This is a genomic window from Pseudomonas sp. B392_1p (genome assembly GCF_052245235.1).
Lineage (GTDB): Bacteria > Pseudomonadota > Gammaproteobacteria > Pseudomonadales > Pseudomonadaceae > Serpens > Serpens gallinarum.
In genome coordinates, this window is the sequence record NZ_JBQPXM010000005.1 from 201,654 (window position 1) to 227,225 (window position 25,572).

The following is a 25,572-nucleotide window of genomic DNA, read 5'->3' on the forward strand; positions in this document are numbered from 1 at the left end:
TTCTCCTAGTGCAGCTCCCCGGGGAAGCCCTCAGCTGCCATTTTTCTCAATAGATCTTGCCAGCGGGACAAACGCTTGCTGTCTCCTACCCGACGATTTCCGCTCTCCCCTGGAAACCAAAAGCCTTCGCCATTGAAGGCGTAGACGGGCAATAAATCATCCCGCTGCTCGGCGGGAAGGATCTCGACCTCAAGGTTGTCCAGTACCAGCGGCAACGCTTGCGGACTGGGGTAATACGCCAGCACCATATGGGCCTGGCTCAACTTCAGTGCTTTTACATAGGTAATGCGCAGCTTTTCGCTGGGCACGCCCAAGTAACGCAGGCTGATGTACTTGGCCAGGGCAAAGTCCTCGCAATCCCCCGCGCCTTGGTGCAAGGCCTCGACGGGGGTAGCCCAATAATCAGCCTGGCCCCACAGCCAGTGATCGTCTGCAAAAGCCAGCTGCTGGTTGAAGAAGCTATTCACAGCCTGAAGCTGTGCCGCTTCAGTCTGCCCCACCAGCTCACCCAGCAACTCTTGCCAACCTTCCAGGCGCTGTCGTCCTTCGCCAAGCGGCCCGTAAAGGCGCTCGGCGCTCGGAATGATCCGCGCAAAATTCCAGTCGGCCATTGCCAGGCCGGCCCATCCCCACACCAGTAACCCGAGCCCGGAAAGCCAAATCCTTTTCATGTGCAGCGGCATAGTCCTGCATCGGCGGTTGGTGGCCGTGTCTCCGACACTAACGCACTCAGCAGCATAGACGCTGCCGCCCAGGTCATCGGTTCGCCGTGCAGCTTCATCTGCCGTCAGGTTGTGGCTGGCGCACCCAGTTGTAATGGCTGAACTCGCCCCGTCCGTGATAACGGCGGGTGGGAACGAAGCGGTACTCCATGACTTGTGCGTCATCGAAGCGGGGGCGCACAAGCGGGCGATGATCGTCGTAGCGATAAGGGTTGCGAACCACGGACTCGGATTGATCGTTGATGGAAGCTGAAGGTTTGCTCTGCCCAGCGCATCCCCCCAGCAGCACGGTGGCACTGAGCACGACCATGATGAACGTCTGCATAACAGCTCCCACGTACAAGGACCGGACAATTGAGACTGCGCACAACCCTCGGCGTTTGCCGGCCTGTCACAAAAACGACCAGCGTGCGCCCGTGACGCTGACGCTGTGCCGCGCTAGGATGGCGCCTTTTTCCACAGGCTGATCCACCGCCAGGGCTACCATGACTTCAGATTCGCAATGCTGTCCGTTGTGCGGCCAGACCAACCTGTGCGAGGCCCAACGCGCCATCGAGACCGGGCAGCCCTGCTGGTGCTTTTCCAGCGTCATCGAGTCGGCTGCCGTGCTCCGCGTACCTGCCCAGCAGCGCAACCAGGCGTGCCTATGCCATGCCTGCGCAACCACGGCCGTTACCTGCCCAGGCGAGCGCTAACGGATGCGCCTTGACCGCTTTATTGCTCATCAACCTCACCTCAGCCGCCAGGACGCTAATCTACTGATCAGCGCAGGGCGTGTTCAGGTTGATCATCACGTGCGCCGCGACAGCCGTCTGGAGGTAAATGAATTCAGCCATATTGCGCTCGACGGCACCGTGCTGCAGAACGGCAAACCGGCGCGCTACTACATGCTGCACAAACCCGCCGGTTATGTAAGCGCCACCTGCCACGACGAACATCCCACCGTACTTGACCTGTTCACCGATACGGATACTCAGGACCTGCATATTGGCGGGCGCCTCGACCTGACCACCACTGGCCTTCTGCTGATTACCAACGACGGACGCTGGTCACGGCGCCTGACCCAGCCGGGCAGCGCATTGGGCAAGGTGTATTACGTAGAAACCGAAAAACCCATCGGCCCTGAGTACGCCGAAGCTTTCGCCACTGGCCTGTACTTCGCCTATGAAAACCTCACCACGCGCCCTGCCCAGCTGCAGGTGCTCGGCAGTCACGCCGCGCGCCTGACGCTCTATGAAGGCCGCTACCATCAGGTCAAGCGCATGTTTGGTCATTTCCGCAACCGAGTCACACGCTTGCATCGTGAGCGCATGGGCCTCTTGCAGCTCGATCCATTGCTTGAGTGCGGTAGCTATCGGGCACTCAATAGCGAAGAAATTCGCCAGGTCTGATGACCGCTGGGCGGATTAACCCGTATTTCTTCGACCTGACTTGTTGCCGTCACACTCCATTGCTTCACTGGGAGCGCAAACAAGAAGCGAGCGTAGTTCGCATCGCGTAAGCGAGGTACGAGGCGCAGCACGTCTCAAGCGGGATGCATTCATCGTATGCGGAGTGATCCGCCGATGCCCGTCACCCACCAGCTCCTGACCCGTTCGTCTTTGGTCATCAGGGGCATCTTTCACAAACCTGCCTACCTGTCTGAAGCCTGCGCAACGCCGACGGTCTCCGCTTGCGTCCAGCTCCAGGGGTGAGGCATGCCGGATGAAACAGAGAAATCACCAGATTTATCGCCAGTTGCCATTAAGGGAGGCACTCCAGATGAAAGCGGAAATCGCTGTACTGGATATTCAAGGAATTTACCGGATCTACACGGAGCTACATCGAGCAAAGACGCCAGCGGGCACCATCCTTCTGGTCAACGGCTCGCTCTCCACCCTGGCGTCATTCGCCCAGACAGTTCGCTACCTGCAACCGCACTTCAATATCGTGCTGTTCGATCTGCCCTATGCCGGCCATTCGCGGCGCTACAACACGCACCATCGCTTGCTGAGCCGCGACGACGAGGCGGACATCATCATCGAGCTGATCGAGCATTTCAAAACCGACTGCCTGCTGTCTTTCTCCTGGGGCGGCATTGCCAGCCTCAAGGCGCTGTCGCGCCATCCTCGGCATGTTCGCAAGGCTGCAATCAATTCCTTCTCGCCGCTGATTAACGGCGCCATGCTCGATTACCTCCAGCGCGGCTCGCAGGTTCTGGGTGCCTGCGACCGCGACGGTATCGGCGAGCTAGTCAATAGCACCATAGGCAAGCACCTGCCTTCGCTGTACAAGCGCTACAACCATCGCCATATCAGCTCGCTGGAAATCTACGAATACGCCCAGATGAAGTTCCATGTCGACACCGTGCTCCACCATGAGGGCCGCTCCTGTGTCAGCCATGCCGATGTCATTGAGATTCCACTGTTGTTTATCAACGGCGAGTGGGACGAATACACCACGGCTCAGGATGCTCGCCAGTTCGCCCGGCATGCACGCCACTGCGAATTTCACAGCGTGGCCAGAGCAGGGCATTTCATCGACATCGAGCACAGACAGGCCAACCTGGATACCCGCAACGCCCTGTTGGATTTCCTGTTTGCCCCCGCCATACCGCACCGCCAGGCCATGGCGGTATGAACTGAATCGCCGGGTTTTGAAAAACAGTTACACGCCGGACTTCATTTCTTCAATGCTTTCTGGTACAAAGTCGGCCTCCCAAGCGGGCGTCGTATAATGGCAATACCCTAGCTTCCCAAGCTAGAGCCGTGGGTTCGATTCCCATCGCCCGCTCCACTTCGACTTTCCATGGGGTTCCAGAGACATCCATGGAATGCTGCAAGTGATTGTCACGGTTCAGTTTTTTAGAAAATCTTGATCCAGTGACATCCAGCAAAATCCACTGACGGCCGCGCCCAAGCGGTACATTAAGTGGTACATCGCAATGCGGGGCTTCCCAATTCCGCGTTGTTGCTGGGAGAGGCAGGGGATCGTGCAGATTCTCGCATCCAACTCGCTATCCAAGAGTTGGACTCATGCTCTCAGACCTCATCGTTCGCCAGGCCAAGGCAACCGGAAAACCGTACACGATTGCCGATTCCGACGGCCTCTCGCTTTTCGTCTCAGCCACTGGCTCCAAGGCGTGGCACTTCCGCTTCTCGTGGGGCGGCAAGCGCGACCGAATGTCCTTCGGCAGCTATCCGGCCCTCTCCTTGAAGGACGCCCGCGCGCTTCGTGATGAAGCACACTCGCTGATCGCCAAGGGCCTCAACCCCCACTCCGAACGCAAGCGCAAGCGCCATGCCATCGTCCTGGCGGGTGAGCACACCTTCAACGCCGTCTACGAGCAATGGCTGGCCCACCGCCGGCTTTCACTGGAAGCGGGACGGCAGACCAGCCTGGAGCAGATCGGGCGCGTCTTCAAAAAGGATGTATTCCCGGTGCTGCGCCACCTGACCATCTACGACATCACACGCGCGCACCTGCTGGACATCATCGCCAAGGTGGAAAAGCGCGGCTCGCTGTCGGTAGCCGAAAAGCTCAGGACCTGGCTCTCCCAACTGTTGACCTACGCGACGGTGGCCATACCCAACATGGGCGAGAACCCGGCCAAGGATCTGGATGTGGTGGCAATACCGTTGCCGCCGGTCGAAAACAACCCGTTCCTGCGCATGAACGCGCTGCCAATGATGCTGCAGACGTTGCGCAAGTACCGCGGACGCCTCAACACCCAGCTGGGCCTGCGACTGCTGTTGCTCACCGGCGTGCGCACTGGCGAACTGCGCTTCGCTACCCCCGATCAGTTCGACCTCGATCGCGGCCTGTGGCTGATCCCGGTGACCCGACTCAAACAGCGCAAGCTGCTCACCAAGAAGAGACGCAAGCGCTACACCGATATTCCGCCCTACATCGTTCCGCTGCCCGTGCAGGCGCAGGAGATCATTCGCCACCTGCTAGACAACTTCAAGACCGCTCAGGTCTATCTGATCCCCGGAGACTGGTGCCTGAAGAAGGCAATCAGCGAAAACACGCTCAATGGCGCACTCAAGCGCATGGGCTACGAGGATCAGCTCACCGGGCATGGCATCCGCGCCACGATCTCGACCGCACTCAACGAAATCGGCTACCCGAAGAAGTGGGTAGATGCCCAACTCTCGCATGCCGACCCGGACAAGGTCAGCAAGACCTACAACCATGCCGAGTACGTCGAGCAGCGTCGCGTCATGATGCAGGACTGGGCGGATCGCCTGGATCTGTTCGAGCAGAATCAGGTGGAGGTCGCCAGCATGCACCTCACCATCACACTGCAGGGATTGCCGACCATCGCCGGACAAGCGGCCACACAGCCGCCGGTAGTAGACCTCGCCGCACCACAGTTGATCGTGGCCGCCCCGACCCCGGACATGCCAACCGCTCCGGCGTCGGTACAGCGACTGTCCGCCGTCCATCTGCCCGACTACGCACGGCCACGCCTTTCGCCGGTGCAGCGTGAGCGCCTTCGCCTGCTGGAGATGTTCGAGGCGCCCCACAACCTCTCGGTGGCCGACTACGCCAAGCTGGCGGGCAAGTCCCGCCGCTGGATCACCTACGAGATCCAGGCAGGCAACCTTCTGTCGATCCACATGGGCAATCGCGGGCAGCGAGTGCCGGACTGGCAACTCGAACCGCTCAAGCGCAAGCTCGTCCAGTCGGTGCTCAAGCAACTGCCCCGGGATATCGACAGCTGGGACATCTACCACGCCCTCCTGCGCTCCTACGAAGCCCTGGGATCACGCCCGGCCATTGAGGCCGTCTGCCCGACGAATCTCCACTTGGCCGCGCGGTTGGTTGCCGCCAAGTGCATGGACGCGGCCGATCTTGCGATGCCGACCGGGTTGTCGATGCGGATGGAGCACGCATGAGACGACATACCATCGCTATGCGCCATAGCCTATCTCATCCCGGAAGGGAGCCACCGGGGTGAGCCCCTATTCGACCCGCCTAAACGTAGGGCCCCCGCCCTGTACCCTGCAAAGCGCCTAAATCCCGACAGACGGCATGCTCCAGTAGGCGTCCATTGCGAAATGTCATCGGCAATCGGCGGCGATGTCTGCTTGAGTATCCAATAGGTAAGGGCCAGATATCACAACAAGGAACCTCAATGACTAGTGTTCGGCACACCATGAACCCGCTGATCCAACCGCGAGACCAGATGATGACGTTCTGTCCCTACGGAAATACTCTCAGCACAGTAAGGAGGCTACTGGTATATGAGGATTCGTCACCTTCGCTACTTCTTGATCGTCGCCGACGAACTTAGCTTCGCCCGTGCCGCGGCGAGGGTTCACATCGAGCCCTCGCCGCTGTCACGCGCCATCAAGGATCTGGAGGCCGAACTGGGCGTCTGCTTGCTCCAGCGCAGCCGAGGTCGCGTCAAGCTGACGTGGGCCGGCGAGGTTTTCAGGGAGGAAGCCCGTCGCATGCTGGCATTCATGGAGGGAGCGCGCTCCCGCGTGCAGGCCGCTGCTCGAGGCTACCGTGGGCGGCTACGGATCGGCCTGACGGATAGCCTCGCACAACCGCGACTGACCCGGCTGTTGGCCCGGTGCCGCGAGGAAGAACCGCTGACCGAAGTGAAGATCGTGGAAATGACCGTCAACGAGATGGTCAAGGCGCTGGATCACGATGAAATCGATGCCGGCTTCACCGTACACCCTGAGCGGACCGATGGCTTCGTCAAGGAGGTCGTCTGGACAGACCGCCCAGCCATCGCGATTCCTAGAAATCACCCTCTCCTTAGCCTCGATAAGATCCCCCTCGAAGAAGTCGCCCGGCACACCCTGATTCTGTGTGATCCCGAACGCTGCTCAGGCGGATACGACCTCCTCCGCAGTTGGTTCTGCAAATACGCGCTACCGCTTCCGTCGATCTCCGAATATGTCTCAGGTCACGAGCCGATGATGATGTTGGTCGCGGCCGGTTACGGCATCGGAGTTGGGCTGTCATCGCAAGTCGCCCTGTGCAACCACCCCGATGTGATTATCCGACCGGTGACAGACGATGTTCCCAATATCGCGACATTCCTCACTACGCTCAACAAGCCACGCTCCGACGAGTTGAACAGGTTCATCACCCGAGCCCAGCAAGTTGGTGAGCTGGCCCCCGCCTAAGAACCTCACAAAAGTAATAAGTATGGCCCTGGAAGTATCTACCGGAGCCATTTCTTTTCGTCGGAAATACGACCTCAATTGTCGTTCTGCCACCCACCGATCACAGCTCACCCTCCCCCACACCAAGCTGATCGCCGCCGTAGTCGGCCTCAGCCGCAAGGTGAAATCCCAACTGCAATCCAGAACGACATTTTTCGTCATCACTGCGACAAGAAAACGTACGCAACCCCAACATGTTAGTCGCGTGGATATTTCATCTCGCTTTTGATCTTGATCATGTTCAGGCCACTGCAAATAGTTGAGTGCCTGCGTCGGCTTGACGATGTATGCCATCCAATCAGTACAAAAATCGGTGCCTCCTTATGTAAGGGCATGCCGAAAAAACCGGTGGTCAGCTCGACCGATTGTTTGATGTGCTCAACGGAGTGACACTCATCTACTGCGGTCACGCCTTGCGAGTGCTAGCAAGCATTAAGGAGTGACCACCATGTCTACTGAACACGCCCCTGTTGCGGAACGCCGCATTCTCCGCCGCACCGAAGTTGAAGCCAAGACCGGTATTAAGCGCGCGCACATTTACAACTTGATGAAGGTCGGGAAGTTTCCGAAAGCCAAACGCCTCGGTATCCGAGCGGTCGGCTGGGATTCCACCGAGATCGACGCCTGGATCGCTGAACGTCTCGAAGAGCGCGTTTGACGACGCTCCACTAACACATAGAGGAGCGCGCCATGAACGTGATCGCGATCATTTCGACGAAGGGCGGAGTCGGCAAAACGACCGTCGCGGCCAACCTGGGAGCATTTATTGCCGATGCGGGCCGGCGGGTGTTGCTGATCGACCTGGATGTGCAGCCCACGCTGTCGTCCTACTACCCGCTCAGTCATCGCGCCAGCGCCGGAATCTACGAGCTGCTGGCATTCAACGAGCAAACCCTGACGGAGCTGATTTCGCATACCGCCGTCTCGGGCCTGGATGTGGTGCTGTCGAACGACGAGCACCAGCAGTTGGGAACGCTGCTGCTGCATGCCGCCGATGGACGCCTGCGCCTGCGCAACCTGCTGCCGTTGTTCCGGCCGCACTACGACCTGGTGCTGATCGACACGCAGGGCGCCCGCAGCGTCCTGCTGGAGATGGCCATGCTGGCAGCGGATATCGCCGTCTCCCCCATCACCCCGGAAATTCTGGCAGCACGCGAACTGCAGCGCGGGACACTGCAGCTGGTCGACGCGATTGCACCGTACCGCTACCTGGGCATCCAGCCTCCCCCGGTGTATCTGCTGATCAATCGCGTGCCAGCCATTTCCTCGAATGCTCGACTGGTGCAGCAGACGCTGCGCCTCATTTTCCGCGAGCACAACGAGATTCAGGTGCTTCGCACCGAGATTCCCGCCATCGAGGCCATTCCACGCGCCGCGACGGTCGGGCAACCGGTACACCGCATCGAATACCGCCGTCCGTCCGGGCGCCAGGCACCGGCGGCCCTGGAAACCATGCGCGCCCTCGCCAGCGAACTCTGCCCGCAGTGGCGGGAACAGTTTGCCCATGTGACCGGCCGAGCCGGTGGGAGACAACGCCATGAGCGCACATGAACTCTGCCGCGGCCACAAGCGGCTATTGCCGCTGATCGAATTCGCGCTGAGCGAAGGTTGGGAGGTCAGGCGGACGGGCGGCGGCCACCTGAAGTTCACCAAGGAGGGGTTGCCGCCGATATTCACCAGCTCGACGGCCAGCGACCACCGGTCCAGTCGAAACGCGTGGGCACGCCTACGGCGCGCGGCGCGCAATCTGCCTGGAGGTCCGAATGGCTGACCTCACGCCCCAAGAAATGGCCAGCAAGATGCTGGCCGACGGCTTCTCACGCAGCGGTCCCATCGCGGAGGCCCTCAGCGATCCCATTGCAGAGACGCCGATGGTGGTCACGCTGGACGATCTGCGTCCCTACGAACTTGATCCACGGATCACGCGCAATCCGCTGTACGACGAGATCAAAGCATCAATTAGGGAGCGCGGCCTCGATGCGCCTCCGTCGATTACCCGACGCCCAGGCGCGGATCACTACATCATTCGCAATGGCGGCAACACACGCCTGTCGATTCTGCGCGAGCTGTGGTCCGAAACGAAAAATGAACACTTCTTCCGCATCCCGTGCCTGTTCCGGCCGTGGCCCGAACGTGGCGAGATCATCGCGCTGACGGGGCATCTCGCAGAGAATGAACTGCATGGAGGACTGACCTTTATCGAGCGCGCGCTCGGCGTCGAGAAAGCCCGCGAGCTGTATGAACAGGAAAGCGGCAAACCGCTGTCGCAGTCTGAACTCGCTCGCCGTCTCAGCGGTGACGGCTATCCGGTCCAGCAATCACACATCAGCCGGATGCAAGACACCGTGCGCTACCTGCTGCCGGTAATTCCGAACGTGCTGTACAACGGGTTGGGGCGGCACCAGGTCGAACGGCTGGCGGTGCTGCGCAAAGCGGCGGAGTTGTCTTGGCAACGATGCGCCGCCGGGAAGTCGCTGACCACCGACTACGACACGTTGTTCAACGATGTCCTCGCGCCCTTCGACAGCCAGCCGGAAGCCTTTTCCGTGGCGCGGGCCAGGGACGAGCTTGTCGGTCAGATGGCAGACCTCCTCGGTGCCGACTACAACGTCCTGGAGCTGGAAATCGACAGCACCGAGCATCGCCAGCGTGTTGTGACCAGTGCGCCCTTGACGCTGAGTGACGCAACGCCCGATGCCGGCAAAGCCAACGTCGGAACTGCGCCGAAGCCTCAACCAAAGCCAGCACCAGCAGCGTCGCAGGGCAACGGTGCCGCGGCGCAGCCCCCTGCTGCCGCTACCGACACGCCCTCTTCACCATCAGCCGGGCAGGCGCCGACACCAAGCCCTCCGCCCGAAGGCGAGGCCACGGCTCGCGTGCAGGACCACATTGTCTCTCCCGCCGCCACGACGGAGCGCCTGCAGGCCATCCAGCAACTGGTGGCCGAGCAGACCGGCGACCCCTTGCCGGTGTTCGCGGACACGGTTCTGCAGGCGATTCCCGTGCAAGCCGGCGGCCTGTTTCCCATCACGGATATTTGGTACATCGAGCCGGGGCTGGATTCGCCGGATCGCCTGCGCATCCACATCGCGCAGTTCGCGCACGAAATCGCGGAGGAAGCCGAGCTGACCGACTGCATCGAACCACTCGATGCCGGCATTGGCTTCAGTTGCAAAGCGCCCCAATACACCGCGGCATCCCGTCCATTCGCTCGCATGGTGCTCACGCTGCTGCACGCGCTGAGCGTCCACTACGACGTGGAGCAGAGCGATCAGCGCCTGAGCGGCAACCTCGGCGCGCTGCTGCTCGGGGCCGACCTCGGCGACGCGGAAGCGCCGCCGCGCCTGAGCGACACGGGGCTGGTGAAGCTGTTCCGTCTGGTGAGACTGGCGCGGCGGCGGCTCGACCTGGAAGCCAATCCAGACGTGACCGACGATTGAACGGAGGCAACCATGTCGACACCTCATCCGCTGAATCAAGCTGTCGTTGCCCAAGCGCTGCATGACCTGCGTAACGGCCAGCTGCGCCGCTGCCTGTCCATGGGCTTCAGCGAACGCGAGCTGGATGTACTGAAGCAACCCGCCCTGGTCAGTCTGCTGGCCAACGCCCAGGTGCCGTGGTGCTCGGTGAAGGTGAATACGGATGTCCTGTGGCGTCTGGTCGGGCAGTTGAACGACATCGAGCACGAGATCGCCACCGTCGATCGCATGCTGAGGCTGGGGGCCAGCACGGAGATGGTCAGCCGGTTCTATGGGCTCACCCATCAAGAAGTCGCGCTTCGCCGCGACATCATCGGCCTGCCGAAGCGCAAGGGCCGGCATCCGGTGCTGAACGAAGAACAGGAGCTGACGCTGTGGCGACACTGGAAGGCCGGCGTCGCCGAGCGCGATGTGGCGCTCGACGATGACAGCGCGATGCTGGTATTGACCATGGATCTCGCCGAAGCACTGTCATTGCCCATGTCGGTGATCTGGGCCGCGATACGCAGTTGGATCGCCCAGGGTCTGGTGTGATCCATGGTGCCGCCAAGCTCCCCTTCGGCAGGCCCCACCCCGCTTTCAGCGCTGCTCGACAGCGCCCTGCAGCATTTCGCACCCGGTAGCGGTGCCGCTCCAGCCGGCGATGGTTTCCTGTTCAGCGGCAATCGCCATGAAAGTGTGCCCCGCGCGCTGTTTCTCGACCGGCGCCTCACGCCGCTGGAGCGCAATGCTTGGCAAGTGTTCCGGCTCATGCTCAACGACGACGGCGTGACCGCATTTCCGACCTACGACCAGTTGCGCCCGTATCTCGCGTCGACGCCCTGCGCGGAGCAGGCCTCCCATGAAACCGTGGCTCGGGCGCTGACACTGTTGCGCCTGACACGCTGGCTCAGCCTCGTGCGCCGCCGGCGCGACCCGAAGACCGGACGCATCCGGGGCAACCTCTACGTCCTGCACGACGAACCGCTCACGCCCTTTGAAGCGATGCAGCTTGACCCGGAGTACCTGGGGCTGGTGAGCCACGCGCTCACTCACGCCAGCAAGGCCATCCAGCGAGTCAGTTACCACGCCATCCAGGAACTCGGCGAAGACCCGATGCTGTGCGGCCGATCATTGCCGACGCGCATCCAGGTGCTGGCGCAGCGCATGGCTCAGGGCGGCATGCCCGCCGGCGAAAGTTATCCACAGGCGCAGCCCATTCACGATTCCGAAGAAGGTGCCGACGCCCTTCTTCGGAATCGTGAGGTGCCATCTTCGGATTCCGAAGCAGGCCCGCAAGCCAGTAAAACCGCCCTTCTTCGGAATCCGAAGTGGGACCGTACTGAAGTACATAGTAATCGTATAAATAAATCAGTACGTACAGTACCGCGCGCGCGAGAATTCCAGAATCTCCGGTTGCCCGAGCGATTTCTTTCGCTGAAGAACGAGCAGCAGGCCGGCGCGCTGGTCGCCCTCCAGCAGGTCGAGGCTGATCAGCGACAGGCGGTGCTCGACGAGTGGGATGTGCGTTGCCGCGACAGCGCGGTGCGTAAACCCGCCGGCTATCTGTTCGGCGTGATTCAGAAAGCCATCCGTGGCGAATTCAAGGCATGGGCCGCACCGGAGCAGAACAACGCCACCGCCCCACCACCCGCCACGGCGTATCACCCCGCGGACCCCGAAGTCGTCAAGGCACACCTGGCAAGCCTGCACGCCCTGCTCAACCAAAACTGACGCGAGGCATACCGCAGTGGATTTCCAGAGCGCTATCCCCAGGGGATAGTTGCAACAGCATGCCTTCCCGCGCACCACTGCAGCAGCCCCTCACCCGCCACAGCCCGCGCCAACCGACTGGAACTCCATAGCGCTATCCCCTGGGGATAGTTGCAACAGACAGCCTTCCGGCCAGCAAACGCGGCTGCCATCGGGTTCGGTTTGTTGACTGACCGCCTTCCGCCCGCTCCCCAAGCTGGCGACTCGTTTTCCACAGCGCGAGTCGTCCTCATGGCCAACGAAGAAAAACCACTGTTGCTCAATCTCGGCGCGCTGCGCAGCTCGATGGCGTTGACGCTGCACACGCACCACGCCTCGCGCATCTGGCACGGCCGCGCCGCCAGCGAGGGAAAGCCCGGCATCGTCGGGCTCAACGGTTTCATCGCCATCGCCAACAAAGTCAAACGTGGCGCCGAGCAAGACGATCCGTACAGCGACTGGTGGATGCTGCGCATCGAAGAAAAGCTCGCACAGACCAAAGACACGCTGCAGGTATTGCGTGAACAGGTCGACCAGGCTCTGGCCGATGTGCCGCCTGCCCTGAGCCTCGGCGAGAACATGAACGTACAGCCCGTGAAGTTGCCGTTGTTCGTGAACGCGCAGCTGGGCTTTCTCGCGGTGTACCTGCTGGCCGACTACGACGACCTGGCGCGCAAATTGATCTTGGCGCACCACACCGCGCTGATCGACCGCAGCACCCTCGAACGCTGGCTCAACGAGGGCGCGCACGCGCTGCGCAGCCTGTTCAGCCTGGCCCAGCAATACCGATTCTCCGGCTGCACCCGAGACGACTTCGCCGCGAAAAATGCCGCAGCCCGGGCGGCGATCGAGAAATTCGGCGAACTGCCGCAGGACGTGCTCGAAGGCGTCCGCCGCTCTCGCTATGCGCCACCCATCGTCCGGCGTTCGGCGCTGGCAACCTCTGCAGCACTCGCCGCAGCTGACGACGACTTTCCGATTGAAAGCGCCGATGGCGCGGTGACGGCGGCAGACGCCGGCGGGGATGCGTCGGCATGACCACCACCTCGGCATCTGCGGCAGCCCGCCGCTTCCATCCACTGGAACAGGCTGACTTCCAGCGCCTGGAACACACAGCCTCTCTAAAAGGCCTTTTTCCTTTTAAACCTTTTAAGGGTAAGGGGGCGCTTACCGAGTGGGCCAGCCAGTGCAATAAGTTGCGCGACGATCTGATCGAGCTGGCGCAGCGGCGCGTGCTGGCGCAGGCGATCGCCTACCCCTTCCGACTGTTGCCCGTTCAGCTGGCCCAACAGACCACTGGCGCAGGCACTGTATTTCTGCGCTGGCGCAGGTCCGATCGCTCGGCCATGGGCGTGGCGCTGTGGCAAGAGCTGATCACCAGCAGTTCCACACCCGATGCCCTGATCGACGACATCTACGCGATGGAGGTCCAGCGCATCGTCCTCAACATGCAGATCAGCCTGCTGCACACCCTGGGCCGACAGGCCGAGGCCTGCGCCAGCAAGGTAGCCGAAGCCGAGGCGATCTACCTGCGCCAGACGACTAGGGCGGCCATGCCATGACCGCCCACTGGCTCGACCACACCCACGTCGGCGATTGCCGATGCCTGCTACAGCTCATGCACGCGGCAGGCGTGAGAGTCCAGATGTGCGTGACCAGTCCCCCGTACTTCCGCCTGCGCAGCTACCTACCTGCCAATCATCCCGACAAGCCGCTGGAGATCGGCCAGCAGGATACGCCGCAGGAGTACATCGCCAGTCTCGTACAGGCGTTTCGCGTCGTCCGTGACCTGCTGTCCGATGACGGCACGCTGTGGATCGTCATCGGTGACACCTATGCCGCGCGCCGCTCCTACCAGGTGCCGAGCACTCGCGGCGGTCCCAAGCACGCCACCGCGCAAGGTGCCCTCGGTGCCATGCAGATTGCGCCGGGAGTCAAGCCCAAGGACTTGCTGGGTATCCCCTGGGCACTAGCGTTTGCCCTGCGCGACGATGGTTGGTATCTCCGGCAGGAAATCGTCTGGCACAAGCCAAATCCAATGCCGGAGAGCGTGACCGATCGCTGCACTCGTGCGCATGAACACGTATTCCTGCTCTCCAAGCACCCGCGCTACTACTTCGACCACGAAGCGATTCGCGAGCCATCTACTGATCCCCGTGGCTCCGGCAACCTGCGCCAAGTGCGTCAGCCACCTGGCGAGCGTGGGTCAGGCATCAATGCCAACCTGCGCGGCAGTCTGCACAAGATCGGCACCCGCCCGCTTCGCAACCGGCGCGACGTCTGGACCATTGCCAGCCGTCCCTTCAAGGGCAACCACTTCGCCGTGTTCCCCGATCGGCTGGTGACCCCCTGCATCTTGGCTGGTTCGCGTGTGGGCGATGTCGTGCTCGATCCATTCATGGGTAGCGGCACCACGGCCGCTGTAGCAACTCTCTTGGGACGGCATTTCATCGGCTGCGAACTGAATCGGTCGTTCGTCGACCAGAAACACCTGCTCTGATAGTCGTCGGCGCAGGCCTTTCCTAGCACCACGGAGGTTTCCATATGAGCACGCATTTTAGCGGTGAAGGCAATATCGGCTCAGCGCCAGACTACCGCGAGTTTCCCAACGGGAACGACGAGCCACGCAGGTTGCTGCGTCTCAATGTGTATTTCGACAATCCAGTGCCAACCAAAGACGGCTTTGAAGACCGCGGCGGCTTCTGGGCACCGGTAGAACTGTGGCATCGCGACGCCGAACACTGGAAGACGCTGTACCAGAAAGGTATGCGAATTCTGGTGGAAGGACGCACGGTGCGCGATGAGTGGGAGGACGACGACGAGAACGAGCGCGTGACGTTCAAGATCGAGGCGCGACGTGTCGGCATCCTGCCGTACCGGCTCGAAGTCGTGAAGCTGAGCCCGAAACAGGCTGGTGAACCGGCGCAGGCTACGGGCTAATCCCAACAGCAGACTTCGGTGGAGCTATCCCCAGGGGATAGCGCCACCGAGTTCCACTGAGTTCCAGTGCGCTGGCCTGTACGACGCTTCCGGCGATCGAGCCGCTGACGCATCGGCGACCTCTCTCCGCCACATCAATGTTCCACGTGTTTATCTCCAGCAGCAGACGTCAGTGGAACTATCCCCAGGGGATAGCTCCATGGAGTTCCAGTGCCCGGTGCATGGAGAAGCCGCTGGTGTTCGCCCTCCGCCTCTGAGCACATCGTTCTTCCATCTGGGCACCCTCCGCCAACACCTGCCGCGGTACAACCTGGGGCATACCGCCTCCACGTTGTTTGCTGCCGCGAATCCCGCCGCCGGGAATGCTGACGACCATCCAATGATCGTCAGCACCAGGAGACTTCATGCGCGTGATCTTGTGCGAGAAGCCGTCGCAGGGCAAAGACATTGCCCGCGTCCTGGGTGCCGGACAGCGCGGGGATGGCTGCTACAAGGGCTCCGGCGCTGTGGTCACCTGGTGCATCGGCCACCTGATCGAAGCCGCCCCACCAGAAGCCTACGGCGAGCATTACAAACACTGGTCCATCGACCAGTTGCCCATTCTTCCCGAACACTGGCGCGTCGAGGTCAAGCCCAAGACCGCCGCACAGTTCAAGATCGTCAAGCAGCTCGTCGGCCAGGCCAGCGAGTTGGTGATCGCCACAGACGCCGACCGCGAGGGCGAAATGATCGCCCGCGAGATCATCGATCTTTGCGGCTATCGCGGCCCCATTCAGCGACTGTGGCTGTCAGCGCTCAACGACGCGAGCATCCGCAAGGCGCTCGGCGCGCTGAAGCCGTCAAACGAGACGCTGCCGCTGTACTACTCGGCATTGGCGCGCTCCCGTGCGGATTGGTTGATCGGCATGAATCTCAGTCGGTTGTTCACGCTGCTCGGGCGCCACGCCGGCTACACCGGCGTACTGTCCGTGGGCCGCGTGCAGACGCCGACGCTGAAACTTGTCGTGGACCGCGACCGCGAGATCGCGAAATTCGTCTCCGTTCCGTTCTGGGCGATCGACGTGATGCTTGCCCACGCGGGCCAGTCCTTCACTGCAACCTGGACGCCTCCGGATGGCTGCACCGACGACGCCGGCCGCTGCGTGCAGCGGCCGGCGGCGCAGCAGGCCACCGACCGCATCCGTGCTGCCGGAATGGCGCAGGTGGTTTCGGTCGAGACCGGGCGCATGCGCGAAGGGCCGCCGCTGCCGTTCGACCTCGGTACACTGCAGGAGGTGTGCTCGCGCCAGTTGGGCCTCGACGTGCAGGAAACCCTCGACATCGCGCAGTCGTTGTACGAGACGCACAAAGCCACGACCTATCCTCGTTCGGACTCGGGCTATCTGCCGGAGAGCATGCTGGCCGAAGTGCCGGCCGTGCTCGATGCGGTGCTCGCCACCGATCCCAACCTGCTCCCCTTGATGGGCCAGCTCGACCGGAGCCAGCGCTCACGCGCCTGGAACGACGCGAAGGTCAGCGCGCACCACGGCATCATCCCTACGCTGGAGCCCGCCAACCTGTCCGCGATGAGCGAACGGGAGCTGGCGGTCTACCGGATGATCCGCGCCCACTACCTCGCGCAATTTCTTCCGCACCACGAATTCGACCGTACCACCGCACTGCTGGCGTGCGGCGGCCAGAACCTGCAAGCCATCGGCAAGCAGATCATCGTCACCGGCTGGCGCCAGGTGCTGGCCGAGCCGAAAGAGGAAGACACGGACGGCGAATCGCAGCGCGGCCAGGTCTTGCCCGCCTTGCGCGAGGGCCTGGCCTGCCAGGTCGGCCAAGTCGATCTGAAGGCGTTGAAGACGCTGCCGCCCAAGCCCTACACGCAGGGCGAACTCGTGAAGGCCATGAAAGGCGTCGCCAAGCTGGTCACTGATCCACGCTTGAAGCAGAAGCTCAAGGAGACAACGGGCATCGGCACAGAAGCTACACGCGCCAACATCATCGGCGGGCTGCTGGCCCGCGGCTACCTGCTCAAGAAAGGCCGCGCAGTTCGCGCTTCTGACGCAGCATTCACGCTTATCGACGCTGTTCCATCAGCGATTGCCGACCCCGGCACGACGGCGGTCTGGGAGCAGGCGCTGGATATGATTGAGGCCGGCACGCTGACCCTGGATACGTTCATCGAGAAACAATCCATCTGGATCACCCAGCTCGTGCAGCAGTACCGCGGCACGGCGTTGTCGATCAAGTTGCCCGAAGGGCCACCTTGTCCCCTGTGCGGCAGCGCCACCCGGCAACGCTCTGGCAAGACGGGTCCATTCTGGTCCTGCACCCGCTACCCCGAATGCAAGGGCACCGCCCCCGTCGACGGTCCTCAATCCGGCACCAAACGCCGCTCGGCACGCAAGCCGCGACAACGGCCGCAGTAACGCCGGCCGCTCCTCCCCCCTCGTATTGACCCTGGTCGATACGCATGCCTCGCCCCGGCGGGGAACCCAGCACGCTCATCCTTCTGCAACGTGTGCGCGCTGCCGGCAATCCTCCGGCCGGCGCGAAGGCCTCCTGATCGGCAGTCCGCGATTGCGGATCTCCTGCTCCACTTCTTCCGCTCCCCCGAGAGGTCCCCTGGCGCCTTGCCCTGACCAGCACGCGAGCCGCCAGGAGACCCCTCGGGTCGAACGGTACTCAACGCCGGTGCCCACCGGCGGAACAAAGGGCTCCTTTTGTGTGCGGATGCACGCCGAAGGATTTCGACCCCAGCCACGACAAGGGTCGAGTGCAATCGCTGCGACAGTGGATGGCTCTACCGACGGCCACGCCCTGAACCAGCCCACCGGTGGTTTCCTCTTCGCCAGCCGAAGGCCCGCGCCTTCGGCGCCTTTCTCCTGCCTGCCCGAAACGACGGCTCGACGCGATTCGGTGCCGAGCCCCTGAACAGGAGATGATCGAGGTTAGCCGCTACCGACACTTTTCCGAGGCGAATACCTTCTGGCGGCTCAGAACCTCAACGTAGTGATCTTCCACCCAATCGGCCAGGTCTCGCACCTTCGTGGCCGCGTCCTTACCCAAAGGCGTCAAAGCATATTCCACATGTGGCGGCACGATCTCATAGGCGTGCCTTTCCACAATGCCGTCGCGTTCCAGAAACTGAAGCGTCTGCGCCAGCATCCGCTCGCTTACGCCGCCGATCCTGCGGCGCAATTGACTGAATCGCTGTGTACCGGATAGCAGCGCAATCAGCACCAACACGCCCCAACGGCTGGTCAAATGGTTCAGAATTTCACGCGAAGGGCACAGCGGCGTCAGCACATCGCCACGCCTGAGCTGTTCGGACAATGGCGTCGCTGACGACATGGCCGGCGACCTCAGCGATGAACGTGTGGTCATACACTTACCTTTTTGTTCGTACTTACTAAAAGTTTGTTTAGTTTTTATAGTTGCTCATGACAATTTCTTCAACCCTCTCACTCACCAAGGAGTAACACCCATGGGCATTGCTGTTACTGGAGCCGCCGGCCAACTGGGCCGTCTCGTCATCGAAAAACTCAAGCTAAAGATTCCTGCAAGCGACATTCTTGCTCTTGTGCGCAAGCCGGAGCAGAGCGACATGCTGGGCGTCACGGCCAAGACGATCGACTATTCCAAACCTGAAACGCTAGACACCGCGCTGGCCGGTGTGGATACATTGCTGCTGATCTCCTCCAGCGAAATCGGTCAGCGCGCCACGCAGCACGCCAACGTCATCGCGGCGGCGAAGAAGGCTGGCGTCAGGCGCATTGTCTATACCAGCGTGCTGCACGCCGACGTTTCCGCTCTGCCTCTTGCCGACGAACACCGTGCGACCGAGGCCGATCTCAAGGCATCCGGGCTGGCCTACACGTTGCTGCGCAACGGCTGGTACACCGAGAACTACACCGGCTTCGTCGGTGCGGCACTGGCCAATGGCGCGCTGTTTGGCAGCGCGGGTGAAGGCCGGATTTCGTCGGCCCCGCGCGAGGATCTTGCCGAGGCGGCGGTGGCGGTGCTGAGCAGCGACTGCCATGACAATGCCATCTACGAACTGGCCGGCGATGCGGCCTGGACGCTCGCGGAACTAGCCGCGGAGATCTCCAAGCAGACCGGAAAGGACATCCCCTATCGCAACCTCCCGGAAGCCGACTATGCTACTGCGCTCGAAGATGCCGGCTTGCCGAAGGGGCTTGCCGCAGCCCTGGCGTCCTATGACATCAGCGCCTCCCAGGGAGCACTCTATGGTACCGAGCGTACCCTGTCCGAACTCATCGGCCGGCCTACTACGCCGCTGGCCGTCAGTGTCGAGCGTGCGCTGAAGGCGCTCTGACAGACATATCGCGGCATTAGGGATGGCGAGCCACAGCCTCCCATCCCTGCAACCGATTGGCTACCTCACCGCCATGGTGATGATACTCGATGCCGCCCCTGCGGTCGCCGACAAGAAGCCACATATCAGCGTCATCTAGGGCAACATCCCGGAACACTCAACACAGTGAATGAGTGGCCGCCCTCGATACACGCAGGTGCCGTACCGAGGCAAAGCGACTGCCGACGGGCCACGCTACCGAGCGATCAGCAACTCCATGGCAGTGCCCTGCATCGCCTGGCTGGGACAGCGACTGCTCCAAGCGTTGGCATGAACGAGGCTGGCAGCGCATTCCGATAGTCGGATGACCACGCCGCCCCACCCCGACAACGCTTCTCCCAGGTGCCGCTGAATCTTCAGCGCTCCCCGGCAACCACGGTCTTCAAGGTTGCGCTAACCACAGCGACCGGTCCAGTCCGCTCCGCATCACCTGCGCGGACGCACGCCTTCCCTCGGCGTGGATGCCCCTCTGTTCCTCCGCCATCGGCACCGGGTTCCGCCGGGTCCGCCATCGCCTGTCGCCTGTCGCCTTTATCCATACGCCCTCCGTGGGTATACCTCATACAGGAATCATCCCATAACCACGATTCGTCTCAGAACCAATCAGAACCAATCAGAACCAGCTGATCGCGAACCTGCGGCACGCGTTCACCCAGCACTCGATGCTGGGTGAGCTGCTGCAGAACGCGCGACGCGCCCAGGCCAGCCACATCCAGATCGTCGCCGACGGCGATACTCTGATCGTCAGCGACGACGGCATCGGTATTGCCGACCTGCAGACGCTGATCCACATCGCCGAGTCCGGTTGGGACCCCGCGCTGAAAGAACGCGAAAACGCATTCGGCCTCGGCGTGCTGTCCACCCTCTACTTCTCCACCTATCTGTCCGTGTATTCCCGCGGCCAGGCATTCGACGCCGCAACGGCGACCATCATCCGCGGCGATGCGATTGCGGTGTATCCCATAGCACCGCGTATCGGCACCGAAATCCGGCTGGATGGCGTGCAGTCGCCGATACCCGCCTTCACCCTGCTGCATTGGACCAAGGACCAGCTCAATCGGCTGTGCGAAGCGTTTCCCGTGCGGGTGTCGCTCAACGGTATCGACATCCATCGTCCGCTGGCCAATCCGAGCCTGCCATGGCACGACACGCCGGTGGGACGCATGTTGATCAATCTGGATGCGTACCCGACGCAATGGCGCTGCTTTCTCCAGGGTCTACCCATCGGCCGTGTACCGATTCATTCCAAGCACCAGATCGTGCTGTTGCGCAACGACATGATCGCCCGCCTCCCGGATAGGCAACATCTGCTCAACGAAGAGCAGGATCACCGGCGCATTCAGGCAGCGATCAACGATGCCTACCGACAGGCATTGATCGAAGCCAAAGGGCGGCTGGCTGGTAGCGAATTCGTGGAGCTGTACGCGGAGACCTGCCTGTCCTCGTCGAACACGGATCTGCTCAACGACGTGCCGTTCGCGTTGCGTGCGTGGTTTCGCAACTGGGAAGCCAATCCTCCCGGATACAGCCACTACGGGGAGCGCTACCCGCTCGACGGCATATCAGCCCGCGTTGCCCTGGAGGAAACCGGCGTCTGGTACATCGAGGACGAAGACGAGTTCGCAGCGCAAGCCTATCTGGAGGCACGAGAGGCCTTTCTGCTGGAGGAACATCGCCTTGACGTGAACCACTGGCTGAGGCAGATGCTCAAGACTATCGAGCCGAACCAGATACAGGTCTGGCACGGCGCGATTCTCCACCGCGAGACCCCGGCGTCGCTGGCCGATTGCATTGAGCTGGTCTTGGTCGACACGCTGGACGTCGGCATGCAGGGCGAACGCGGTAGGTATTCGGTGAACGCGTTGCGCCAGAACGACACGCTCTACCTGACGCGACACGCTGGCATCGTCACAGCGCTCGTTTCGGACTACATCTTCGACGACCGCTATGACGAGAACCGCGAAGATGAAGACGCGCAGACGCTCGCCACGTTCATCGCCGTGGGCTGCTCGCAGGTTCCAGGCGAGGTCGTCAAGGCGCTGCTGCCGCACACGCTACGCTACGGCACCCAGCCGAAGCTGGCCGGTGCGGTGGTGCAGCTGGTCTTCGACGTCGACGGGAAGCTGACGGAAGTCAGCTCAACCTGAGCTGAGCTCATCCCACGAACGCTCCTTCGGGAGCGTTCTTTTTTCCACCACAACCCACCACCGCACTACGCAATCGGGACGCCTTCGGCTTCCCATTTACCACTGACGCCATCCCTTCCCGCCTCGATGCTGTTCGCCATGTGTCGCTGACTTCGGTCAGCACCATGCCAGCAGCAAGGGTCCTCTGGCTGCGCCGCGGAATCTCCCGCGTTGATCCGACCAGTCCGTCTCGCACCGCTCCTACGGATGAGCGCCAACTCGGCACCGGTGCTTCCACTTCACTCGGGAGGCTTTCATGTCCGATGCGTCTTCACCCATCCCAATCAGCGCCGATCAGGCTCGCGCCGAATCCATCGGCTACCTGGCCTTGGCTCACCTTGGTGAGCGATGGCCCCTGCAGGTTCTCCGCAGTGCTGCCGGCTACTACATCGGCACCGTCGACCAAGGCGAGCCGGTATCGCGCGAGCCCGTCGAGTACTTCCCCTCACATCACGAAGCCAGACATGCCTTGGAAACCGGGCAGTGGCAGCAGCGGCTAACCCCCTAACTGCTTGTCGTAAGGAGATGAATCATGAGCCAGTCTCTTCCACCCGAACTACTGGACCAGCTCGCACTGGAGGATCTGCACTTCGCCCAGGCTCCCGAAGCGTTCTTCAAGGCCTGGAAACGAGGGGTCGAAATCGCCGGAGCAGAATGGTTCGGCGACGGTACGCGCGAAGGTCTTCAACGCGCCTCCAACAAGTGGCACCTGCGTCCTGACCTGCTGCAACTCAACGACGCCCTGGGTGTTCTTAGCGGCGGCCAGCGGATGTTCCTGTCCAGCATGGTGAGCTTCTACAACGCCCGCGAAGGCGGTGCGATGCTCAGGCGTTGCCAGTTCGAGGGATTCGCTGATCTCAGCGGCCTCGATCTGCAACGTCGCAAGGTCATCGCCGACCTGCTGCTCCACTACAACGGTTGGTGAGTTTCCTCACCCGCCATTCTTTTTCTTACCCCACGAGGGACATCCGTCCCTCGTGGCCTTGTCCCTCCTTCATCACAGGAGCGACAACATGCCCCAAGCCCCTTACATCGCTGTCGTCGTCGAAGGCGGCGTGATCCAAACCGTCATCACCGAACACTGGCCCAGCGATCTTCCGCGGCCGCGGATCGTCGTGGTCGACTACGACAAGGACGGCGCCGGAAAGAACGAGCTCACCGAGTTCTGTATCGGCGACGAAATCCTCGAAGCACTGTGCCACGTCGAAGTGCCGACGCCATTTGAAGCCTTCGACAAGCCCGCGCTATCGCCGCGGGCCGTGCTGACCGCGCTTGGCGAAGCTCAGGAAGATCCCGCTGGACAGTCACCACTGTCCATCGCGCGATCCGTTCGCCAGAGCGTCATCGAGCTTGATCAGCAGCTCATGCAGCAGGAACAGGCACCGACCGGCGACGACTACAACCAGCTGTATGTGCTCGCGAATAGCGGCCTGATCAACGTGCTGAAAGCACTGGGCGCCCCCACCGATTTCGGTGAGTAGCCCGTCGGTGAGGATGCGACCGCGCTATTCCACGGACGCCGACAACCTATAGCGAGGAAATCTACCCAACCACCCACCGCCCGATGCCGTCGGTATCGGGTTTTTCCATGCGGATGCCATCGTCCGCACGGGCCTGGCTCCGCTCATCCATCGAAAGGAGCCACCATGGCCAACAACTACTACGACGCTACCGGCGTCCTCATGCTCGACCGCGTTACACCGGTCATCACCGCACTGTTCGGTGCCTTCGCGCTGGACGAAACCTACCCGGGTGACGGTCGCGCATATATCGCTCGAATATCCGAATCCAACGACGCGCAGTGGTCCGACGTGCTGGATGGTCTCGGTGACCTCGCCGGCGCGCTCGATCTGGCCGTACAGGACGACGAACCGACCATCGAATCCCTGCTGTGGACGCTGGCCGCACACTTCGGCACCGATCAGGACGAAGAGCTCGCGCAGCTCATCGAACATCACTCGTTCGAGGACGCCGCCGACCTGGATGCACTGTTCCTGATCGCGTCGCGGTTCGACGATGGCCATCACCTATCGGCCATTCTATTCGAGGGCTGCTGGCACTGCGGCAAGCCGCGACTGTTCGAGTTCGGCGGAGACGCCTGCTTCCTGAGCCGAGAGGTGTCCCTATTCGGTGCTTCTTCTCACACGTTGGAGCTGGGCGCAGAGCTACGCGCGGCCTACCTCGCCGGTGACCTCGAATCCGCCTGCGCCAGAATCACGGGCGACATCTCGCGACTGATCTCGGCCTTCACCGACCAGCAGTTCCAAGCAAAAGTACGTGACGGCGTTGCCGAGCATCTGCTCAACGCCAAATCACTCGCTACCTGATCGAGGCACTGTCATCCACCCGCTGGGGCCAACCTCCAGTCGGGGATTGGCTCCGTCCACATCCCCTGCAGGAGAAACACCATGTCCCATCATCCGAACCCCTTCCGCCGCGGCTATCAGAATCTCCACATCTGCCGCGAACTGCTCATCACCGGCGAAGACCATCAGCCACCGGTCTGGCGTCCGCTGCATCCCAGCCAGGCGCATCTGCCCGACGACCAGATCACGCGCTGCCCGTGCATTTTCAGCGACGAGTTCGCACTGATCACCGAGAGTCAGCTCATCCCCCATGACCTGGAAGCCCAATGCCGTACCACCGGCGTTATTCAAACCGTGACCTACGCGATCCACGGCGACGACGCCGGCCAACCCATGCACATCGGCGATGCCTGCTCCAAAGAAGCCGCACGTGAAGTCGTACAGCGACTTTCGTTCGAGACCGGCCATTACAGTCGCAGTTGGGAAATCAGCGCCGCGCACGTCGACGAGAAAGCGATTGACTACCTGTTGGAAATGTCCAAGGTCGAAAGACCATCCGACCTGCTGTTCGTCGCCTTCCGCATTCCCGGCTGCCCAGCGATCGGGATGAAGCTGATCGCCACACCCTGGACGACCGCCAACCTGCTGCACATCGAAGGCATCACTGCCGAACAGCTACGCCAGGAGCACGAAGACGGAGGCGTTCCGCCATCGCTGGTAAACGTCCTGCATCAGGCCGCCGATGCCGATGTTCGCTTCCTGGTGCTGGACGCCGACGCCCCTGCGCTCGACGGATTACCGCTGTACGAGACGTAGCTCTGGACGACTGAAGCGTCCCCTGGCCTTTCCCACCAGCCCCTCGTCGAGGGGCTTTTTCTCGCCCCGAGAAAGGTGGTGACCACCGAAGTCGATTTGCCGGGCGCGATCTGATGGCAGTCGACGCATCGTCGCCCACGTGTTCGCTGGTGCCACCAGCAACATCCCAGGCAGTCGAGACCTTCGAGACTGCGGCGCAGGCACTGCGCTGGTCATTCCCTTCCCAGGACACATCGGTGGCCAGCGAGCATGCCCAACCGGCCTTCCTTGCCGGCAGCCACGCCCTGTTCGCTCCACCGCCCCGCTGTCCTCTCATCACCGTAGGAGATACCTCCATGCCTCTACGATTCAAAGGCGCAGACCTGCGCCCCGTGCTTGCCGAATCGATCGCCAATCGGTGCAGCCTGATCCTGGTCAAAGACCAAGGCGTGTACTTCATCGCTGAACATGGCGAACACCGCCCGGAGGACGGACGCCAGAAGTTGGTCGCCTATGCTGACGGCTGTAACCCCGACGTCGACCCGTTCGACGACTGGCGGGTGCGCTCTTGTACCGAACTGGGCGAAAACGACTTCCGCTGGTTCTTCAAGCCACAGCACGAAGTCTTCGACAGAAGCCTGAGCAGCACGGACGACCTGCAGATGGTCCTTGCCGGCCCGCTTCTCACGCTACAGGCGATTTCTTTGGCATAGCGGGCAGCCCCCACTCGCGGGAGCCTCTTCGTTTTCGCGCCATCCTGCGACTGAACCCTTCCCGTATCCAGGCCCGGCCGACCTCCGTCGCCGACCTGCGCCTGGAGAGGCACTTGATCCAGGCACCTTCATCCACCCGCTGGGGCCAAACTCCAGCTGGAGGGCTC

General features: G+C 61.9%; 27 protein-coding genes and 1 tRNA gene. 25 read left to right on the forward strand and 3 right to left on the reverse strand.

Annotation, left to right across the window (positions count from 1 at the left end):
- Positions 1–5: 5 nt before the first annotated feature.
- Both lapG and ACTV8E_RS09525 read right to left on the reverse strand, forming a co-directional pair.
- Positions 6–671, reverse strand: coding sequence for a cysteine protease LapG (gene lapG, locus ACTV8E_RS09520; RefSeq protein ID WP_443199316.1), 666 nt, complete (start codon positions 669–671; stop codon positions 6–8).
- A gap of 106 nt (positions 672–777) precedes the next feature.
- On the reverse strand, positions 778–1,047 hold the full coding sequence (locus tag ACTV8E_RS09525; RefSeq protein ID WP_443199317.1) for a hypothetical protein: 270 nt from the start codon (positions 1,045–1,047) through the stop codon (positions 778–780).
- Positions 1,048–1,207: 160 nt separating this feature from the next.
- Here ACTV8E_RS09525 and ACTV8E_RS09530 point away from each other — a divergent pair, with 160 nt between their 5' ends.
- From ACTV8E_RS09530 to ACTV8E_RS09610, 17 genes are all read left to right on the forward strand, one after another.
- On the forward strand, positions 1,208–1,417 hold the full coding sequence (locus ACTV8E_RS09530) for a cysteine-rich CWC family protein (RefSeq protein ID WP_443199318.1): 210 nt from the start codon (positions 1,208–1,210) through the stop codon (positions 1,415–1,417).
- 3 nt (positions 1,418–1,420) lie between these two features.
- On the forward strand, positions 1,421–2,113 hold the full coding sequence (locus ACTV8E_RS09535; RefSeq protein ID WP_443199319.1) for an RNA pseudouridine synthase: 693 nt from the start codon (positions 1,421–1,423) through the stop codon (positions 2,111–2,113).
- A 370-nt stretch (positions 2,114–2,483) separates the two neighbouring features.
- Positions 2,484–3,341, forward strand: coding sequence for an alpha/beta fold hydrolase (locus ACTV8E_RS09540; protein ID WP_443199320.1), 858 nt, complete (start codon positions 2,484–2,486; stop codon positions 3,339–3,341).
- Positions 3,342–3,423: 82 nt separating this feature from the next.
- Positions 3,424–3,497 (forward strand) — tRNA-Gly (locus ACTV8E_RS09545).
- Between the two features lie 239 nt (positions 3,498–3,736).
- Entirely contained in the window at positions 3,737–5,602 is a 1,866-nt protein-coding gene (locus ACTV8E_RS09550) for a tyrosine-type recombinase/integrase (protein ID WP_443199321.1), read from the forward strand.
- 348 nt (positions 5,603–5,950) lie between these two features.
- Positions 5,951–6,850, forward strand: a complete 900-nt coding sequence (locus ACTV8E_RS09555; RefSeq protein WP_443199322.1) for a LysR family transcriptional regulator — start codon at positions 5,951–5,953, stop codon at positions 6,848–6,850.
- A 487-nt stretch (positions 6,851–7,337) separates the two neighbouring features.
- The gene (locus tag ACTV8E_RS09560; protein ID WP_443199323.1) at positions 7,338–7,547 is read left to right on the forward strand and encodes an AlpA family transcriptional regulator; all 210 of its coding nucleotides are present in this window, start codon (positions 7,338–7,340) and stop codon (positions 7,545–7,547) included.
- A 32-nt stretch (positions 7,548–7,579) separates the two neighbouring features.
- Positions 7,580–8,440, forward strand: a complete 861-nt coding sequence (locus ACTV8E_RS09565; RefSeq protein ID WP_443199324.1) for a ParA family protein — start codon at positions 7,580–7,582, stop codon at positions 8,438–8,440.
- Positions 8,427–8,660, forward strand: a complete 234-nt coding sequence (locus ACTV8E_RS09570) for a type II toxin-antitoxin system HicA family toxin (RefSeq protein ID WP_443199325.1) — start codon at positions 8,427–8,429, stop codon at positions 8,658–8,660. Before ACTV8E_RS09565 ends, ACTV8E_RS09570 begins: the two co-directional genes overlap by 14 nt.
- Positions 8,653–10,329 carry a ParB family protein gene (locus ACTV8E_RS09575; RefSeq protein ID WP_443199326.1) on the forward strand — a complete coding sequence of 559 codons (1,677 nt, stop codon included), beginning with the start codon at positions 8,653–8,655 and terminating at the stop codon, positions 10,327–10,329. Before ACTV8E_RS09570 ends, ACTV8E_RS09575 begins: the two co-directional genes overlap by 8 nt.
- A 12-nt stretch (positions 10,330–10,341) precedes the next feature.
- Positions 10,342–10,902 (forward strand): DUF2857 domain-containing protein, encoded by a 561-nt coding sequence (locus tag ACTV8E_RS09580; RefSeq protein WP_443199327.1) that lies wholly within the window; start codon positions 10,342–10,344, stop codon positions 10,900–10,902.
- Positions 10,903–10,905: 3 nt separating this feature from the next.
- Complete coding sequence (locus ACTV8E_RS09585; RefSeq protein WP_443199328.1) at positions 10,906–12,081, forward strand: STY4528 family pathogenicity island replication protein; 1,176 nt, start codon at positions 10,906–10,908, stop codon at positions 12,079–12,081.
- Positions 12,082–12,351: 270 nt separating this feature from the next.
- Entirely contained in the window at positions 12,352–13,137 is a 786-nt protein-coding gene (locus tag ACTV8E_RS09590) for a PFL_4669 family integrating conjugative element protein (protein ID WP_443199329.1), read from the forward strand.
- The gene (locus ACTV8E_RS09595; RefSeq protein ID WP_443199330.1) at positions 13,134–13,661 is read left to right on the forward strand and encodes a DUF3158 family protein; all 528 of its coding nucleotides are present in this window, start codon (positions 13,134–13,136) and stop codon (positions 13,659–13,661) included. The genes ACTV8E_RS09590 and ACTV8E_RS09595 overlap by 4 nt, the downstream gene beginning before the upstream one ends.
- Entirely contained in the window at positions 13,658–14,599 is a 942-nt protein-coding gene (locus ACTV8E_RS09600; RefSeq protein ID WP_443199331.1) for a DNA-methyltransferase, read from the forward strand. The genes ACTV8E_RS09595 and ACTV8E_RS09600 overlap by 4 nt, the downstream gene beginning before the upstream one ends.
- A 44-nt stretch (positions 14,600–14,643) precedes the next feature.
- A complete protein-coding gene (locus ACTV8E_RS09605; protein WP_443199332.1) occupies positions 14,644–15,039 on the forward strand; it encodes a single-stranded DNA-binding protein in 396 nt (131 codons plus the stop codon).
- A gap of 404 nt (positions 15,040–15,443) precedes the next feature.
- Complete coding sequence (locus ACTV8E_RS09610) at positions 15,444–17,456, forward strand: DNA topoisomerase III (RefSeq protein ID WP_443199333.1); 2,013 nt, start codon at positions 15,444–15,446, stop codon at positions 17,454–17,456.
- A 529-nt stretch (positions 17,457–17,985) separates the two neighbouring features.
- Here the strand turns inward: ACTV8E_RS09610 and ACTV8E_RS09615 are convergent.
- Positions 17,986–18,414: a winged helix-turn-helix transcriptional regulator gene (locus ACTV8E_RS09615; RefSeq protein WP_443199334.1), complete on the reverse strand. Its 429-nt coding sequence runs from the start codon at positions 18,412–18,414 to the stop codon at positions 17,986–17,988.
- Between the two features lie 100 nt (positions 18,415–18,514).
- On the opposite strand from ACTV8E_RS09615, the gene ACTV8E_RS09620 reads away from it, so the two are divergent.
- The 8 genes from ACTV8E_RS09620 (at position 18,515) to ACTV8E_RS09655 (ending at position 25,405) form a co-directional block, all read left to right on the forward strand.
- Positions 18,515–19,366 carry an SDR family oxidoreductase gene (locus tag ACTV8E_RS09620; protein WP_443199335.1) on the forward strand — a complete coding sequence of 284 codons (852 nt, stop codon included), beginning with the start codon at positions 18,515–18,517 and terminating at the stop codon, positions 19,364–19,366.
- 701 nt (positions 19,367–20,067) lie between these two features.
- On the forward strand, positions 20,068–21,552 hold the full coding sequence (locus ACTV8E_RS09625; protein WP_443199336.1) for a hypothetical protein: 1,485 nt from the start codon (positions 20,068–20,070) through the stop codon (positions 21,550–21,552).
- Positions 21,553–21,847: 295 nt separating this feature from the next.
- Positions 21,848–22,099, forward strand: coding sequence for a hypothetical protein (locus ACTV8E_RS09630; RefSeq protein ID WP_443199337.1), 252 nt, complete (start codon positions 21,848–21,850; stop codon positions 22,097–22,099).
- Positions 22,100–22,123: 24 nt separating this feature from the next.
- Positions 22,124–22,516 (forward strand): hypothetical protein, encoded by a 393-nt coding sequence (locus ACTV8E_RS09635; protein ID WP_443199338.1) that lies wholly within the window; start codon positions 22,124–22,126, stop codon positions 22,514–22,516.
- A gap of 88 nt (positions 22,517–22,604) precedes the next feature.
- Entirely contained in the window at positions 22,605–23,072 is a 468-nt protein-coding gene (locus tag ACTV8E_RS09640; protein WP_443199339.1) for a hypothetical protein, read from the forward strand.
- A gap of 165 nt (positions 23,073–23,237) precedes the next feature.
- The gene (locus tag ACTV8E_RS09645) at positions 23,238–23,918 is read left to right on the forward strand and encodes a hypothetical protein (protein ID WP_443199340.1); all 681 of its coding nucleotides are present in this window, start codon (positions 23,238–23,240) and stop codon (positions 23,916–23,918) included.
- An 81-nt stretch (positions 23,919–23,999) separates the two neighbouring features.
- Positions 24,000–24,713, forward strand: coding sequence for a DUF5983 family protein (locus ACTV8E_RS09650; RefSeq protein ID WP_443199341.1), 714 nt, complete (start codon positions 24,000–24,002; stop codon positions 24,711–24,713).
- Positions 24,714–25,048: 335 nt separating this feature from the next.
- Entirely contained in the window at positions 25,049–25,405 is a 357-nt protein-coding gene (locus ACTV8E_RS09655) for a DUF3085 domain-containing protein (protein WP_443199342.1), read from the forward strand.
- Positions 25,406–25,572: the final 167 nt, after the last annotated feature.

Bases quoted from the DNA above. Each gene is read 5' to 3' on its own strand.
- ACTV8E_RS09540 (WP_443199320.1), top strand. From the start codon at position 2,484: ATGAAAGCGGAAATCGCTGTACTGGATATTCAAGGAATTTACCGGATC.
- ACTV8E_RS09535 (WP_443199319.1), top strand. From the start codon at position 1,421: ATGCGCCTTGACCGCTTTATTGCTCATCAACCTCACCTCAGCCGCCAG.
- ACTV8E_RS09565 (WP_443199324.1), top strand. From the start codon at position 7,580: ATGAACGTGATCGCGATCATTTCGACGAAGGGCGGAGTCGGCAAAACG.
- ACTV8E_RS09640 (WP_443199339.1), top strand. From the start codon at position 22,605: ATGCCCCAAGCCCCTTACATCGCTGTCGTCGTCGAAGGCGGCGTGATC.
- ACTV8E_RS09610 (WP_443199333.1), top strand. From the start codon at position 15,444: ATGCGCGTGATCTTGTGCGAGAAGCCGTCGCAGGGCAAAGACATTGCC.
- ACTV8E_RS09590 (WP_443199329.1), top strand. From the start codon at position 12,352: ATGGCCAACGAAGAAAAACCACTGTTGCTCAATCTCGGCGCGCTGCGC.
- ACTV8E_RS09655 (WP_443199342.1), top strand. From the start codon at position 25,049: ATGCCTCTACGATTCAAAGGCGCAGACCTGCGCCCCGTGCTTGCCGAA.
- ACTV8E_RS09605 (WP_443199332.1), top strand. From the start codon at position 14,644: ATGAGCACGCATTTTAGCGGTGAAGGCAATATCGGCTCAGCGCCAGAC.
- lapG (WP_443199316.1), bottom strand. From the start codon at position 671: ATGAAAAGGATTTGGCTTTCCGGGCTCGGGTTACTGGTGTGGGGATGG.
- ACTV8E_RS09645 (WP_443199340.1), top strand. From the start codon at position 23,238: ATGGCCAACAACTACTACGACGCTACCGGCGTCCTCATGCTCGACCGC.
- ACTV8E_RS09595 (WP_443199330.1), top strand. From the start codon at position 13,134: ATGACCACCACCTCGGCATCTGCGGCAGCCCGCCGCTTCCATCCACTG.
- ACTV8E_RS09615 (WP_443199334.1), bottom strand. From the start codon at position 18,414: ATGACCACACGTTCATCGCTGAGGTCGCCGGCCATGTCGTCAGCGACG.
- ACTV8E_RS09550 (WP_443199321.1), top strand. From the start codon at position 3,737: ATGCTCTCAGACCTCATCGTTCGCCAGGCCAAGGCAACCGGAAAACCG.
- ACTV8E_RS09650 (WP_443199341.1), top strand. From the start codon at position 24,000: ATGTCCCATCATCCGAACCCCTTCCGCCGCGGCTATCAGAATCTCCAC.
- ACTV8E_RS09620 (WP_443199335.1), top strand. From the start codon at position 18,515: ATGGGCATTGCTGTTACTGGAGCCGCCGGCCAACTGGGCCGTCTCGTC.
- ACTV8E_RS09580 (WP_443199327.1), top strand. From the start codon at position 10,342: ATGTCGACACCTCATCCGCTGAATCAAGCTGTCGTTGCCCAAGCGCTG.
- ACTV8E_RS09530 (WP_443199318.1), top strand. From the start codon at position 1,208: ATGACTTCAGATTCGCAATGCTGTCCGTTGTGCGGCCAGACCAACCTG.
- ACTV8E_RS09585 (WP_443199328.1), top strand. From the start codon at position 10,906: ATGGTGCCGCCAAGCTCCCCTTCGGCAGGCCCCACCCCGCTTTCAGCG.
- ACTV8E_RS09625 (WP_443199336.1), top strand. From the start codon at position 20,068: ATGCTGGGTGAGCTGCTGCAGAACGCGCGACGCGCCCAGGCCAGCCAC.
- ACTV8E_RS09560 (WP_443199323.1), top strand. From the start codon at position 7,338: ATGTCTACTGAACACGCCCCTGTTGCGGAACGCCGCATTCTCCGCCGC.
- ACTV8E_RS09600 (WP_443199331.1), top strand. From the start codon at position 13,658: ATGACCGCCCACTGGCTCGACCACACCCACGTCGGCGATTGCCGATGC.
- ACTV8E_RS09570 (WP_443199325.1), top strand. From the start codon at position 8,427: ATGAGCGCACATGAACTCTGCCGCGGCCACAAGCGGCTATTGCCGCTG.
- ACTV8E_RS09555 (WP_443199322.1), top strand. From the start codon at position 5,951: ATGAGGATTCGTCACCTTCGCTACTTCTTGATCGTCGCCGACGAACTT.
- ACTV8E_RS09635 (WP_443199338.1), top strand. From the start codon at position 22,124: ATGAGCCAGTCTCTTCCACCCGAACTACTGGACCAGCTCGCACTGGAG.
- ACTV8E_RS09575 (WP_443199326.1), top strand. From the start codon at position 8,653: ATGGCTGACCTCACGCCCCAAGAAATGGCCAGCAAGATGCTGGCCGAC.
- ACTV8E_RS09630 (WP_443199337.1), top strand. From the start codon at position 21,848: ATGTCCGATGCGTCTTCACCCATCCCAATCAGCGCCGATCAGGCTCGC.
- ACTV8E_RS09525 (WP_443199317.1), bottom strand. From the start codon at position 1,047: ATGCAGACGTTCATCATGGTCGTGCTCAGTGCCACCGTGCTGCTGGGG.